Source organism: Amycolatopsis sp. NPDC049868 (genome assembly GCF_044461365.1).
GTDB lineage: Bacteria > Actinomycetota > Actinomycetes > Mycobacteriales > Pseudonocardiaceae > Amycolatopsis.
This window is the reverse complement of record NZ_JBITKV010000003.1, coordinates 133,418-147,790: the sequence shown is the minus strand read 5'-3', so window position 1 is coordinate 147,790 and position 14,373 is coordinate 133,418. Positions and strand designations below refer to the sequence as shown.

Below are 14,373 nucleotides of genomic sequence, written 5' to 3'. Positions count from 1 at the left end.
TGCGGGCATGCCCGTATCACGTGGCCGGAAGCCCAAGAAGAACAAGAAGAAGAAGTCGCCGGTCGCCACCGAGCCGATCTCGTACCCGTCTTGGTTCGACGAGGCCATCGAGAACATCGTCGACGGCATCGACGGAACGCTGGCCTGCGAGACGGCTCGCGGCCTCGAGCAGGCGGCCGCCGAACTGCTCGGAGCCGAGCTGAAACGTGTCCTCGACGAGGAGAACGACGTCCTCGACTTCGACCTGTTCTTCGCCACCCTGGTCGGCGAGGTGTCCGTGCTGGCCAAGACGGAACCGTCCGAAGCGCTGTGGCGGTTCCTTCACGGCCTGCTCGCGATCGCGGCACCCGGCGTGGTGCCGGCGCTGCGCTCTTCGATCACCCGCGTCAAAGCGGCGTCAGCGAGCCTGTCGGAGTGGCCGCGCTCGTTGGCGAACATCGAAGCGACCGGTGACGTCTGGGAGATGCGAGACGTCTACGGCACCCGCCTCGCCGTGATCGCGGCCTACAGCTATCCCGGCGTTTACCTGTTCGACGTCGACATGTCGGGTCTCTGCGAGCCGGCGGGCGGCGGGGTCTACGACAACGTCGAGCAAGCCGCCGAGGCGTGGCGGAAGAAGCTCGGCGACGAAGCCGCCGACGCCGAGCCGCACGTGGTGACCGACACCAAACGACTGATCGGCCTGGCCGGCTGCAGTTTCATGGTGATCGGCGATGAATCACGGACCGTGCTGGACGACTGGTACCGCGCACAGCGCCGGTTCGAGGATCTCGAGACGGCGTTGAACAAACGGAAGACGCCGCTTCCACCACGCCGGAGTTTCTTCGACGACGTGGACCCGGCCGAGATGGCTCGTCCGTTCGCCGACTGGCATATCGAGCGGTACGGGAACGAACCCGATCCGGTGATCGTCGAGGACCTCGCCGAGGAATGGATGGGCGGCCTCGTACCGGACACCCGGTTCCTCGCGTCTCCCGGCCGGATCCGTTACTACCAGGAAGTGATCGGCGACTGGCGTGATCACCCTCATCGCCCGGTCGCCCAGGCGTTGCTGCCGAAATGGGTGCGCTGGCTCGGCGAGCGGGCCGGGCTGCCGTCCGCGCTGGTGGAAGGGATGGTCGCCAAGGCGACGAAGTAACGTGGGGGTATGCCGATCCAGGTGCTGCTCATCGACGACCACGAGGTGGTGCGGCGCGGTCTGCGTGACCTCCTCACCGACGAGCCCGACATCGAGGTGGTCGCCGAGGCGAGCGGGGTCGACGAGGCCCTCGCCGTGGCGATGCACGTCGAGCCGGACGTCGCCGTGGTCGACGTGCGGCTCGGCGACGGCGACGGCATCGCGCTCTGCCGCGAGCTGCGCTCGAAGCCGAACCCGCCGCAGTGCCTGATGCTGACCGCGTTCGACGACGAGGAGGCCATGGTCGGCGCGATCATGGCGGGCGCGGCCGGGTACCTGCTGAAACAGGTCCGCGGTCAGGACGTCGTCAACGCGGTCCGCGAGGTCGCGGCCGGCCGGTCGCTGCTCGACCCGTTGTCGACGGCGCGGGTGCTCGACAAGCTGCGGCATCCGCCCGAGGACGAACTCGGCTCCCTCACCGAACGCGAACGCGAGGTGCTGGACCTGATCGGGCAGGGCATGTCCAACCGCGAGATCGCGGAGCGCCTGTTCCTCGCGGAGAAGACGGTGAAGAACTACGTGACGTCCGTCCTCGCGAAGCTGGGCATGCAGCGGCGCACACAGGCCGCGGCGTGGATCGCGCGCCGGGACAGGTAGTGCGCGAAAAAGGTTCCCCCCCCCCGTCGTTTTGGGCGAAGGTCCCGGTCGATCCCGAGTTCGACCAGTGGCTCACGGTCCGGTTCTCTCATCGCGTCCTGGTCGTCGTCCGCACCGTCACCACCCTGACCCGACTGCTCGACGTCGTGTCGCTGCTGAAGGACGATCCGCGGGTCCAGATCGTGTTCACCCACAACGAGCGCGAACCGGCGATCCTCTCCTCCGGGGTCAGTGAGTTCCTCGCCTCGCTGGACGCGAAGGTCATCTCCTGGGAGCAGGCCGTCGAAACCCGGTTCGACCTGGCGATAGCCGCCAGCGAGAACGACGAACTCCACCGGGTGAAAGCGCCCGTCCTGCTCGTGCCGCACGGCATCGGGCACCAGAAGCACTATCCGCACCAGACGGTCATTTCAGGACTGAACCCGGCACGGCTGGTCCGCGATGGTCGCGTCGTTCCCAGCCGGATCGGCCTTTCGCACAGCAATCAGCTGCGTTATCTCCGGCGGAACTGTCCGCAAGCCGAACCGCACGCCGTCGTGGTCGGCGACCCCTGCCACGACCGGATGCTCGCCAGTCTCAATCGCGCGGCCCGCTACCGGCGCCTGCTCGACGTCCGTGACCGCAAACACGTCGTGCTGGCCTCCACCTGGGGCCCCGATTCCCTGCTGGGCACCGATCCCGGCCTGCCCACCCGGCTGCTCACCGAACTCCCCGTCGGCGAGTACAGGTTCAGCCTCATCGCGCATCCGGGCGCTTGGGCCGCGCACGGTCCCTGGCAGATCCGCGCGTGGCTGTCGCGGGCCCGGCGAGCGGGGCTCGCCGTGATCCCGCCCCAGCGTGGCTGGCAGGCGACCGTCGTTTCCGCGGATTGCCTGATCTCGGACGGCGGCTCCATCGCGCTGTACGCCGCCGCCGCGAAGATCCCGGTGCTGATCGGCAGCCGGGAACCCGCCACCGTGGTGCCGGACTCCCCGCTCGCGGAGCTGCTGGCCAGAGCCCCGCGGCTCGACCAGGACCGCGATCTGCGCGAACAGCTCGACCAGGCGTGCGCGGCGGGACCGCTCACCGAGGTCGCGGCGCAGGCGGTCGAGTTCTCCGGCAAGTGCGCGGAACTTCTTCGCCCCGTCCTCTACGAACTGATGCGACTCACGGAACCGGACACCCGGGCGGTCTTCCTCCCCGTCCCCGATCCGGCGCCGGACGTCACGGAGCCCGCGACGTTCTCGGTCGAGGTTCGGCGGCACGCGGATCACCTGGCGGTCTCACGGTTTCCCACCGAACAGGCCGCGACGCCCGGCCACCATGTCGTCGCCCACGAGGAACTGTCCACTTTGGACGAGCTCGAAGGCGCCGCCGTGGTCTACTGCGAGTTCACCGGCGAGGACACGGAATTCGACGGCTGGGCACGGGAAATCACCCGCCGCCGTCCCGACGCCGGGCTCATCGCCGGGATCGGTGTGGACCGGTGCCTGCTCTGGAGTCCCGGCGAGCCGGTCGTCGAGCTCACCACCCGAGGTGAGCCGCTGGCCGCGATTTCCGCCTATTACTGGCGCAAGAACCGAAACCTCCCGGCGACCGGGTCGTTCCGCGTGCGCGAGGGCCACCACATCCGGGACGTCGTCGCCTCGGTGCTCACCGGATGAGCGGCGGCTCGGTGTAGATCTTGACGTGCACCGCGCCGGCACGCGGATGCTTGACCGCTTGCAGCCGCTGCCAGACGCCGGACCAGTACTCGCGTGCCTTGCCGAAGTCCCCGCCTGCCCAAGCGGCGTCCCCGAGTGCCTCGGCGATCTCCAGGTCGTACTGATCGCTCCCCGTCGGAGCCACCATGCGCCAGACTTCCGGCACCAGGTCGAGCGCTTGCCGCGCGGCGTCCGCCGTACCCGATCGGCTCAGCGCCTTCGCCCGCACCAGCCAGACCTGGGCGAGGTCGCGTTTGTACGCGGGATCCGTGTTCGCCTCGGCCTCTTCCACCAGCTGGAACGCCCCGGCGAGGTCACCGAGCAGCACCTGGACGTTGGCGAGCATCCTCGCGTGCAGCCCTTGCCCCCGGAAGGGAAGACCGCCCAAGGTCCGGCTGATCTTCAGCGCCTCGAAGAAGCAGGCCGATGCCTCGGTGTACTGGCCTCGTTCTCGGTGGAAAAGCCCGCGGAACTCCCAAAGCGACGCCCGCAGCTGCCGATTCGTTTCGGTTTCGGGTGACTCCAGCCGTCGCAGCAGCTCTCCCAGCCTGCCGAACTCGTTCTCCGCCCGCGGAAACTCCTGAAGCAACGAGTACAGCCGTGCCTGCTGCGCGATGGCCCTCAACTGGAGCGGGACGTCACCGAGGGCGTCCGCGCTCGCGATCCCCCATTTGTTGATTTCCGCGAGTTCACGCAGATGCCCCCGGTGCAGCCCGACGATTTCCAGTGCGCCGCAGATCTGCGTCAGCTCGCGATGGAGTCCGGCGTCGTGGGCCGGTTTCGCCAGTGCGCGGTACGTCGGGATTTCGGCGACGAGCAGGTCGACCGCGTCCTGCCCAGGGGCGAGGTCCAAGGGTCGGGTTCCCTCCGGCAGCGTCTGGTCGTACAGCCTCAGCCGCCGGTCGCCCATCTTCCAGTGATCCGCCTGCACCGCCCGGGTGCGGTGGAAGCGCACGAGCCGCGGGAATCCGTCGCCATCCGGTTCATGACCCGCGCGAGTGAGCGCCTGCCTCGCCTGTTTGGTCAGCCGCAGCCGCTTGCCGGGCTCCTCGGTCACGAAGAAAACCGACTGGAGATGCACCAGCCCGTCGAGGACCTCGAACGGTTCGCAACCGGCGACGGCCGCTGCCGCCTCGTGCGTGAAGCTCGGCCCCGGAATTCCGCTCAGCGCCCGGCAAAGCTCCTGTTCACGCGGCGGGAGCCCGGCGAGAACCCGGTCGAAGGCGGCACTCACGGGGCCGAGTGCTCGCCCACTGCTCAGTTCCTTCGCGAGAAGCTTGAGCGGCCGAGCCGCCAGTGCGGCCCGCTGCCTCGCCGCGATCGCGGCGGCCACCACCGTCGCCGGAAAACGGTCACATTCGACGAGGACTTCGTGCGTTCCTTCGGGATCGGCGGCGAGCAAGCCGGTCCCCGCGATCGCTTCGAAAAGCATCCGATCCGCACCCTCTTCGAGCCTGCTGAGGGGGACATGCCGGGGATATTGCGTCACGAACTCGTCGGACGCGTCTTCCGTCAGCGCCAGCACCAGGCTCATCGGCGCCGGTGGCACCAGCGCCTGGAGGTCGCGGACGTTTTCGACCGAGTCGAAGACCAGGAGCAGGCGCAACGGACCGAGGACGTCGTGGTACTGGGTTTTCAGTTCCCCGGCACCCGGCGTGATGAGCTTCGGCTCCACGCCCAACGCCTGGAGCACGGCCTCCCGCACCTGGCTGATCCGCAACGGCGCGCCCGGGCCGTCGCGATGGTCCGCGAGGTCGATCAGCAGCGCGCCATCGGGATACGCCCCGCCGGAACGCGTCCCGTAGTGCTCGGCGAGCGTCGTTTTGCCGACTCCGGAAGGGCCGGAGAGCACCACGACGCCGGTTCCGCCCAGCTGAGCCTGAGCGCCGACGCGGTCGTACAGGTTCGGTGACCGGGGCACGATCCGCGGCCGGTCGTGACCCATCGCGAGCATGCTTCCGACCAGCTCGCGCAATTCCCCCGCCACGGCAGGGTCTTCCGTGGCCAGGCGGCGAACGGCGGCCTCCAGCGCGGCCGGGTCCGAACGCAGGCGTTTCTCGTCCCGGCGCCCCGAAAGCTTCTTCCAGAGGTACTCGGCGACCTTGCCCCCACCCGTGAACACCAGCGCGACGGTCTGTTTGACGAGCTCCGCCTGCAACGGATCGGTCACCTGTAAACCCCCTCACAGCTGTATCCGACACGCTAGCAGCGCGGATCATGCACGTCACTCACCGTGAACCCGCTCAGGGGTGCACGGTGTCGCGCTGGTCCGGGATGACCGTGCCGTCGTCGCGCAGCACCGGACCATGTGTGCCGTCGGCGTTTTCGTACGCCGTCGTCGAGCACGGATAGGTGCGGCTCAGCGCCGGGAAGGGCTCGATGAACATCGGGTTCACCGCCCATTTCCCGTCCGCGTTGTCGTAGGCGCGGCACATCAGCTCGTCCTTGTTGCGGTTGAGCGTGACGCGGACTCCGGTGGCGTCGCGCAGCATCGTGACGTCGGTGGTCGCGTCGCCGCCGGCCAGCGCCTGCCGCTTGTCCGCCGGCGCGGGTTCCATCGCCTTCGCGCCGCGGATCCCGAGGATCCGTTCGTTGATGTAGCACCGTTTGCCGTCGATGTAGGTCATGATCTCGTCGGCGCCGTCGGCGTGTCCGCCGCAGCCTTCGAGATGTCCGTTGATCCGGCCGTTCGTGGTCTGCGAGTAGATCCCGAGCGTGCGGCTCGGCGGGATGCCGACGGCGGAACCCCAGACGTCCGCGAATTCCTTGGGCGAGGCGGAAACCACCCAGGTCGAGAAGCCCGCCTTGGTGAGCGTCGCGATCAGGTCCTTGATCTCCGGGTAGTACCGGATCCACGCGATCTGGGTGCTCGAACCGACCTTCTGGGTCGCCCCGATCGGTGCCAGCAGCGCCGCGGCCCTGGCCTGCCGGGCGATCGCGCGGACCTCGTCCGGGCGGTATCCGGCGTTGATTTGCGCGACCCAGGCGTAGGCCGCCTCCATGTACCGCCGGTTGTGCCCGGCGAAGACCTCTTCGCCGGTGGTCGTCTTCGCGCTCTTCCGCACCGAGAGGAGCTCGTCGGCACAGGCGACGTTCTTGCTGGTGGGAAGCGGTTTCCCGGCTGGGGTGGCGGTGCCGCACGCCTTACTCAGCGCGTTCGCGCCCGCCTCGGTCAGGTAGCGGCTGGTCGTGCGCCAGTCCTTGTTTCGCGGCTGGAGGACCTTGTCGTGCCGGATCATCCAGAAGACGGTCTGGTCGGAGATGTCGTTCTTGATGACCGTGTTGTCCCAATCGAACACGGCGACCGGCCGCTCGCCGTGCTTCTTACCGCAGATGACCTGCTGGATCTTGGCCGCGTTGTCGCCGTACCAGTGGTCGGCCAGCCTCAGCTGCGGACAAGGTGACGCGGTCGAGGCGGTCGCCGTGCCGGGCAAGGCGACCGGTACGACCGCCACGGCGGCGGCAAGGACCACGGCTCGCAGGAACCTCGGCATGTCATCTCCCCACATGGTCTTCGACAGTCCGGGGAGATCCTGTCATTTCCCGGCGAGGGTCACGACCTGCCGGTTGTGAAAGTAGTCGTCCTCACGCAGCACGGTGACGCTGCCGGGTGAACCGCGGAAGTCGACGTAGCCTGCCGATTCGAGCGGCATCCGGATCCACGCGGCGATCACGAAGGTGAGCGCGCCACCGTGCGTGACGACGATCTGGTGCTCGCACGGGCTTTCCAGGATCGACTCCATGGCCGAGTAGACCCTCGCCGCCATCGCGCCTTTCGTTTCGGCGCCGGGGATTCCCTCGTCGTGCCCCAGCCGCTCGCCCACGGCGGGAGGCGGGACGAACCGGCTGTCGAGCCACGCCTGTGGTCTGCCACCGGCTTCTCCGTACGACTTCTCGCGCAGCCGCCGGTCGAGGACCGGGGCCACGCCGAGCCGCTCGCCGATCAGTTCCGCGGTCCGCGCGGTGCGGCGCAGATCCGAGGCATAGAGCTCCACCTCGTCCGGCACCTTCGCGCGCAGCGACTCGGCGACAGCGGCGGCCGCGCGTTCGCCCCCGGGCGTGAGTTCGGAGTCGTACCACCCGCCCACCAGACGATCGACGTGGTGCGTGGCCTCCGGATGCGTGACGACGTAGACAGTGCGCATCCGGAGAATCTAAACGCGCGTGAGTTTCGCGAAGGCGACTACGTTGTCGAGGTAGTTGCCGGTCGAGGAGTCGAAATCCCCGCCGCAGGTGATCAGGCGCAGTTCGGGACCGGTCGTGTCGCCGTAGACCTTCTCCGTGGGGAAGGACGCCTTCGGATGCCGCTCGACGGCGTACACGGTGAACACCGCGGTGATCCCGTCCTCGCGGTGGACGAGGGCCTCGTCGCCGGCCTTCAGTTCCTTGAGCCGGACGAACACGCCTGGGACCTTCTTGTAATCGACATGCCCGGCGAGGACGGCGGGCCCGATCTCGCCCGGCGCCGGGCCGCCGGTGAACCAGCCGGTGGTGATCGCGTCGTGCGGCACCTGGAGGGTGCCGTCACCGGCCAGGCCGAGGTCGACGATCTCGCCGGTGCGGACCCCGATCGCCGGGATCTCCAGCCTCGCCGGTTTCGCAGGCGCCAGCGGAGGCGTCTCCGCGACAGAAGACACCGTGGAAGGCGGCGCCGGCGAGGCGACCTTGCCCGGCGGAGGGACGGCGCACGCGGTCAGCGCGGCCGCGAGCACCACCCCGATGAGCGTGCCGACGACCAGCGGGAACGGCCACCGGCGCCAAGAAGGCCGGATCATCGCTCCGCACGCCGCCGAAGGACCAGGGACGCGCCCGCGGCGGACACGGTCAGCAGAGCCGTGCCGGTCAGCACGACCGCGGCGATCTCCAGGAGGCCGCCGTTGGCTTCGACGGGCTCCCCGCCGCCGGTCGCGACTCCGCCTTTGGGCTTGACCTTCACCTGGCCGGGTTCACCGAACCGGGATTCGCAGGCGTATCCGTCGTGATCACCGTCGAGCTTGTGCGGGTCTCGCGGGTTCTTCTTCAGCTCGGCCTGCGCGGCGGCTTGCGAAGAGAAATCGGCGCAATCCTTGTCCTTGAACTGCGGCGCCCGCGTTTCCGTGGTGATCGGCGGAACGGTAGGAGTGACCGTTTTGGTCACCGGAGCTCCACGCTTCGGCAGATCTTCACAGGCGATTCCATCTTTGTCGCGATCAAGCCCGTGCGGATCGGACCGATCTTTGTCGAGGACGGCCTGCGCCTCTTCCTGGAACTGGAAGTCCTTGCAGTCCAGGTCGACGATCGCGGGCGCTTCAGCCAGCGCGAACGCGACGGAAGCGGGTCCGAACAAGGAGAATCCGGCAAGGATTACGGCCGTGCCGAGGGCGCGACGAACCGAGGACATGGCGAGTCCTTTCGCTGGGAATCCGCGCTCGGAGCGCGTTCGATGCCCATAGAGTCGCGCCCCGGCCCCAGCCGTTACACGGTTCAGTCGAGCGGAACGTCGAAAGCGACCAAGGTCCCCAAACTCGGGGAAGAATTGATCGAAAAGCGCCCGCCCGACGTCGTCGCGCGTTCGGCGAGATGGCGGAGACCGCGTTTGGCGACCCCCTGCGGGACCCCGGATCCGTTGTCCCGCACGCGGAGTTTGACGCCTTCCGCGTCGCGGCTGAGCGTCACGCGGGTCTCGCTCGCCCCCGAGTGCCTGACCACATTGGACAGTGCCTCGCGCAGGGCGGCGCGGATGTGATCCGCCTGTTCGGCGGGGATGTCGGCGAGTTCTCCCGACAGTTCGAGGGTCGGCGGGTAGCCGAGCAGCTCGCCCGCGATACGCACCTCGCCCCGCGCGGACTCGGCGAGGTCGGTGGCGATGACGGTCTCGTTCGCGGGTTCCGGGCTGCGCAGGGCGCGCACGGTGCCGCGGATCTCTTCGATGGTCTGGTCGAGCTGGTCGATCGCCTCGGACAGCCGCGCGCCGTCGGCCTGCGCGAAGCGTTTCCGCATGTTCTTGCGGACGCGGTCGAGCTGCATGCCGGCGCCGTAGAGGCGCTGCACGATGACGTCGTGCAGTTCGCGCGCGATACGTTCGCGCTCTTGATAGAGGGTCACGCGGTGCCGGGCGTTGGCGCCCTCCGCCAGCGCGAGCACCACGCCCGCCTGCGCGGCGAACGCGGTGAGCACCTCGACCGTGCTGGCGGAGAACGGTTCCCCGCCGTGTCGGCGGTACACGGTGAGCGCGCCGAGGACACGGCCGCCCGCGCCGAACGCCGAAGCGGCGAAAGGCCCGAAGCCCTGGAGTTCCGGCGGCACGAACGGCGCCGTGCGGGGATCGACGGTGAAGTCCTCGCTGACCACCGGCTCCCCGCCGCGCGCGACCTGGCCCGCCGCGGAATCGGCGGAGAAGGCCAGCCCGCGGAGGCCTTGGGTGGTGGCCCCGTGCGCGGCCTCGGCGACCACCTGGCCGTCGTCCGCGCGCACCATGACGAGACCGAGGTCGGCCTCGGCCAGTTCGACGGCGCGGGCGACCACGGTCTCCAGCACGTCACCCGGGTCGTCACCGGACAGGGCGGTGCCGGTGATCTCGGTGGCGGCGGACAGTGCGCGCGCGGCAAGCGTGGGATCCATGAGCGCTATCGACATTAGTCGGCTCCGGCCAAGGCGCGCGCTGTGACGCGGCCCTCTCGGACCTCCAGGATCACGTCCGCTTCTTCGGCCTCGGCGGCGTGGTGCGTGACGTGGACGACGGTCTTCCCGGCGAGCGCCTCGCCGAGCCGTTCGCGGACGGTGCGCGCGGTCGGCTCGTCGAGGTGGGCGGTGGGCTCGTCGAGCAGGACGAGATCGGCCTGCCCGGCACCGAGCACGGCCCGCGCCAGCGCGACCCGCTGCGCCTGGCCGCCCGAAAGACCGGCACCGGCGCTGTCCAGCATCGTGGTGAGCTCGACGTCCTCAAGAACGGCCTCGTACAAGGCTTTTCGCAGGTCGGCCTCCGACGCCGTCGGTTTCGCGAGGCGCAGGTTTTCGGCGACCGTGGTCGAGACGAGCATCGGTTCCTGCGGCGCCCAGGCGACGTTCTCGGGAGCGGCGACGTCGCCCTTGCTCGGCTGGAGGAAGCCGAGCAGGGCCGCGACGAGCGTCGACTTCCCGGCGCCGCTCGGGCCGACGACGGCGACGTGCGTCCCGGGCGCGATATCGAGGTCGACCCCGGTGAGGACCGGGTGCTCGGTGCCGGGCCAGCCGAGGTCGGCGTTCCGGATCCGCACCCCGCCGGTGCCAGGAACGGGGCTTTCCTTGCGAATTTCGCAAGGAACGGACCGTTCATTGCACGCGGCGAGGCGCAGACGGGCCTGGCGCAGGGTGTCCCAGTGCTGCGCGGCCGGCGGAAGAAGGGAGAGGACCTCCGCCAGCGCGAGCGGCACCAGGGCGACCACGGGCGCGAGCACCGGGTTCAGCGCGCCGGCGGCGACGGCGCTCACGGCGAACCCGGTGCTCACGACGGTGGCGGCCCCCGTCGCCAGGATGATCAGGGCGTCGGCCGCGCCGGCGCCGAAAGCCTGCCGACGGGCTTCGGCGGTCAGCGCGGCATCGGTTGTGGTGATTCGGCGACGACGCTCTTTGTCGTCCCCGTACGCGATCAGCTCGGCGGCGGCTTCGAACAGGCTCAGCACCTGCGCCGACACCGAACGCCGTCCGGCGGCCAGCGCGCTGGTCGCGCGGCGTTCCGCCCGGAGCGCGAGCAGCGGCGCGAACGCGCTCACCAGCACGGCCGCCGCCAGCGCGAGCCCCGCCTCGGGCAGCACCGCGGCCTGGACCGCGACCGCGCCGACGGCCACCAACGCGACCACGATCAGCGGAGTGACCACGCGCGGGAGCAGGTCACGCACGGTGTCGGTGTCGCCGACGAGCCGCCGCTGTTCCTCACCCGCCCGAAGCGCCCGGGCCGGCCCGAGCCGCACCAGCGACTCCCACAGCCGGACGCGCAGGCTCCCGGCGATCCGGAACGCGGCGTCGTGCGTGACCAGCCGTTCGAGGTAACGCAGCCCCGCGCGGCCGAGGCCGAACGTCCGCACGCCGACGATCATCACCGTCAAGGTGAGGATCGGCGGCTGCTGCGACGCCTTGGCGATCAGCCAGCCCGAGAGCGCGGTCAGCGCGACCCCGGCGAGCAACGCGGCGGCGCCGAGCAACGCGCCGCCGAAGAACCTGGGGTGCAGCAGTTCGCGCCAAGGCAGGGGCCGGACTTCCCGGGTCTCCTCGGCGGTTCCGGTTTCGATCCCCGTCGTGGTCGACATGTCGACACCGGAGCCTCGTTCGTGGGCGGCGATGATCGCGGCGGCACCGTTGTCGACGGCCTTCCGGACAGCGGCCATGACACGTGCGGCGTTGACCTCGTCGAGGTGCGCGGTGGGTTCGTCGAGCAACAGCAGCCACGCGCCCGACCGGACCCGCACCAGGGCCCGCGCCACCGCGACACGTTGCCGTTGCCCCTGCGACAGCTTCGAAACCGGCCGGTCGGCCAGTCCGGTCAGGCCGAGTTCGCCGAAGATGTCTTCGGCGCCGACCTCGTCGCGGACCGTGCCGCCGCCGAACACCGGCGACTGCGGCACCCAGGCGACGTTCTCACGCCACCTCGTCAGATCGGCGTCGGCGAGGTCGGTGCCGCCGACGGTGATCGTCCCGTCGTGGGCCTGCACGAAACCGAGCAGGGTGGCGAGCGTCGTCGACTTGCCACCGCCGCTGGGCGCGCGCAGCCAGGTGATCCCGCCGGGCCGGGCGGTGAACGTCTCGCCGTCGGGCGCGAATCCGCCGCGCCTGGCGACGCGGAGGCCCCCGACGTGCACCTCGCCCTTGGCCAGGGTCCCGGAACCGTTGGGCGGCAAGGGTTCCGCGAGCACGTCCGCGACACGGCGCACCGCCTCGACGCCGTCTTCGCTGGCGTGGAACGCGGCGCCGACCGCGCGCAGTGGCTGGTAGCACTCCGGGACGAGGATCAGCACGCCGAGCCCGATGGCCAGCGACAGTTCGCCGGAGACGAGCCGGACACCGATGACGACCGCGACCAGCGCGACCGAGAGTGTCGCGATCAGTTCGAGCGCGAACGCCGACGCGAACGCGACCTTCAACGTCTTCAGTGTGGTGCGGCGGTGACGTTCGGAGATCTTCCGTACCGTCTCGGCCTGCGCCCCGGCGCGGCGGAACGCGCTGAGGATCGGCAGCGCGCGAACGAGTTCCAGCAGGTGTCCCGACAGCCGTTGTTCGGCGTCGGCGGCTTCGGCGACCCGTTCGGCGGTGTGCTTGCCGATCAAGATGGCGAACAGCGGCACCAGCGGCACGGTGATCGCGACGAGCAGGGCCGACGGCCAGTCGGCGAACAGGATCGCGACGCCGGCGGCGAGCGGCACGATCGCCGCGGTCACAAGGGCCGGGAGGTACTGGGTGAAATAGGCGTCGAGCGCGTCGAGTCCCTTGGTGGTCAACGACGTCAGCTCGCCGTGGCCGCGGCGCGCGATCCATTCCGGCCCGAGTTTCAAGGCGTGATCGAGGGCTTTGGCGCGCAACTCCTCCTTCGCGCGGGCGGCCGCGCGAACGGAAACGATCCGCACCGCCCAGCCGGTCGACGCGCGCCCGGCGACGAGCGCGAGCAGCACGGCCAGCTGGGCGGTGCGGTCCCCCGGTGTTCCGCGGACGACCGCGGAGAGGACGTCGGCCAGCAGGAACGCCTGTCCCACCAGCAGGAGCGCGTTGACGAAAGAGAGGATTCCACTGAGGATCAACGCCCGGCGCGCCGCACTCGAAAGTGGAGCCAGCGCGCCGAGCGGACCCTTCCCCGGTCGCGCTGGGTCCATTGTGGACTCCGTGGCGGAAAGGGTGTCGCGGCCGGGAAGTTCGGTCATGGTGCGTGCACCGGTGGGATGTGCCGGGTGCCGATGCGTTTGCGGAACACCCAGTACGTCCAGCCCTGGTAGATCAAGACCGCGGGCGCGCCGAACAGCGCGACCCAGGTCATCACGGTCAGGGTGTACGGGCTCGACGCCTCACCCGCGATCGTCAGCGTGTTGGCCGCGTCCAAAGTGGACGGCAGGACGTTCGGGTACAGCGCGACGAAGATCGCGACCGCCGAGGCTCCGATGACCCCGCCGAGCGCGGCGAACGCCTGCCCTTCGCGGCCCATGCGGATCTTGAACCACGCGAGGACCGCCGCGATCACGGCGACGCCGATGAGGAACAGCGTCCACAGGTCACCCGAGCGCAGTTGCACGACGATGAGGAACGCGAGCAGCGGCAGGAGCGCGACCGGGAGCAGGCGGGTGGCGAGGTTCCGCGCGCGGTGCCGGAGGTCGCCTTCGGTCTTGAGGGCGAGGAACGCGGCGCCGTGCACCAGCGAGAACCCGACGACCGCGATCGCGCCGAGCAGCGTTTCGAGGCTGAGGGCGGCGAACGGGCCGCCGACCCGGTTGCCGTCGGCGTCGAGCGGGAGACCGAGGACGGTGGTGGCGAGGAGCAGGCCGACACCGAACGGCGGGATCCACGAGCCGATGCCGATGACGCGGTCCCAGTTGCGGCGCCAGCGGTCGGAGTCGACCTTGCCGCGGTACTCGAACGCGACGCCGCGGCCGATGAGGGCGAGCAGCACCACCAGGAGCGGGAGATACGCGGCCGAGAACAGCGACGCGTACCAGCCGGGGAACGCGGCGAACATCGCGCCGCCGGCGACGATCAGCCAGACCTCGTTGCCGTCCCAGACCGGGCCGATCGTGTTGACCATGACGCGGCGTTCGGTGTTGTCCTTCGCGAGGACCGGCATGAGCATGCCGACGCCGAAGTCGAAGCCTTCGAGGAAGAGGTAGCCGAGCCAGAACAGGGCGATGACGCAGAACCAGATCGTTTCGAGGGTCATCGGGTGCTCACTTTCCTTGGCCTGGGCTGAAGCGCGGGCCTGGGCTG

Annotated in this window: 11 protein-coding genes; 3 read left to right on the top strand and 8 right to left on the bottom strand. The window is 69.8% G+C overall.

Going from position 1 to position 14,373, the window contains the following annotated elements; genetic code table 11:
- Window positions 1-7 precede the first annotated feature (7 nt).
- The 3 genes from ACIBTM_RS14090 to ACIBTM_RS14080 are packed head-to-tail and all read left to right on the top strand — an operon-like array spanning window position 8 to window position 3,417.
- Complete coding sequence (locus tag ACIBTM_RS14090) at window positions 8-1,138, top strand: hypothetical protein (protein ID WP_395876913.1); 1,131 nt, start codon at window positions 8-10, stop codon at window positions 1,136-1,138.
- Window positions 1,139-1,147: 9 nt separating this feature from the next.
- Window positions 1,148-1,774, top strand: coding sequence for a response regulator transcription factor (locus tag ACIBTM_RS14085; protein WP_016330621.1), 627 nt, complete (start codon window positions 1,148-1,150; stop codon window positions 1,772-1,774).
- The gene (locus tag ACIBTM_RS14080) at window positions 1,774-3,417 is read left to right on the top strand and encodes a hypothetical protein (protein WP_395876912.1); all 1,644 of its coding nucleotides are present in this window, start codon (window positions 1,774-1,776) and stop codon (window positions 3,415-3,417) included. Before ACIBTM_RS14085 ends, ACIBTM_RS14080 begins: the two co-directional genes overlap by 1 nt.
- Here the strand turns inward: ACIBTM_RS14080 and ACIBTM_RS14075 are convergent.
- The 8 genes from ACIBTM_RS14075 to cydB form a co-directional block, all read right to left on the bottom strand.
- The gene (locus ACIBTM_RS14075; RefSeq protein WP_395876911.1) at window positions 3,407-5,626 is read right to left on the bottom strand and encodes a hypothetical protein; all 2,220 of its coding nucleotides are present in this window, start codon (window positions 5,624-5,626) and stop codon (window positions 3,407-3,409) included. The two genes, ACIBTM_RS14080 and ACIBTM_RS14075, sit on opposite strands and share 11 nt — an antisense overlap.
- Window positions 5,627-5,699: 73 nt before the next feature.
- The gene (locus ACIBTM_RS14070; protein WP_395876910.1) at window positions 5,700-6,950 is read right to left on the bottom strand and encodes a haloacid dehalogenase-like hydrolase; all 1,251 of its coding nucleotides are present in this window, start codon (window positions 6,948-6,950) and stop codon (window positions 5,700-5,702) included.
- A 42-nt stretch (window positions 6,951-6,992) separates the two neighbouring features.
- On the bottom strand, window positions 6,993-7,601 hold the full coding sequence (locus ACIBTM_RS14065; RefSeq protein ID WP_395876909.1) for a histidine phosphatase family protein: 609 nt from the start codon (window positions 7,599-7,601) through the stop codon (window positions 6,993-6,995).
- A gap of 9 nt (window positions 7,602-7,610) precedes the next feature.
- A complete protein-coding gene (locus ACIBTM_RS14060) occupies window positions 7,611-8,231 on the bottom strand; it encodes a class F sortase (RefSeq protein ID WP_395876908.1) in 621 nt (206 codons plus the stop codon).
- Entirely contained in the window at window positions 8,228-8,836 is a 609-nt protein-coding gene (locus ACIBTM_RS14055) for an excalibur calcium-binding domain-containing protein (protein WP_395876907.1), read from the bottom strand. Before ACIBTM_RS14055 ends, ACIBTM_RS14060 begins: the two co-directional genes overlap by 4 nt.
- Window positions 8,837-8,919: 83 nt before the next feature.
- Window positions 8,920-10,056, bottom strand: coding sequence for a GAF domain-containing protein (locus tag ACIBTM_RS14050; RefSeq protein WP_350593894.1), 1,137 nt, complete (start codon window positions 10,054-10,056; stop codon window positions 8,920-8,922).
- 14 nt (window positions 10,057-10,070) lie between these two features.
- A complete protein-coding gene (gene cydD, locus ACIBTM_RS14045) occupies window positions 10,071-13,322 on the bottom strand; it encodes a thiol reductant ABC exporter subunit CydD (RefSeq protein ID WP_395876906.1) in 3,252 nt (1,083 codons plus the stop codon).
- Complete coding sequence (cydB, locus tag ACIBTM_RS14040) at window positions 13,319-14,326, bottom strand: cytochrome d ubiquinol oxidase subunit II (protein WP_395876905.1); 1,008 nt, start codon at window positions 14,324-14,326, stop codon at window positions 13,319-13,321. The genes cydD and cydB overlap by 4 nt, the downstream gene beginning before the upstream one ends.
- Window positions 14,327-14,373: the final 47 nt, after the last annotated feature.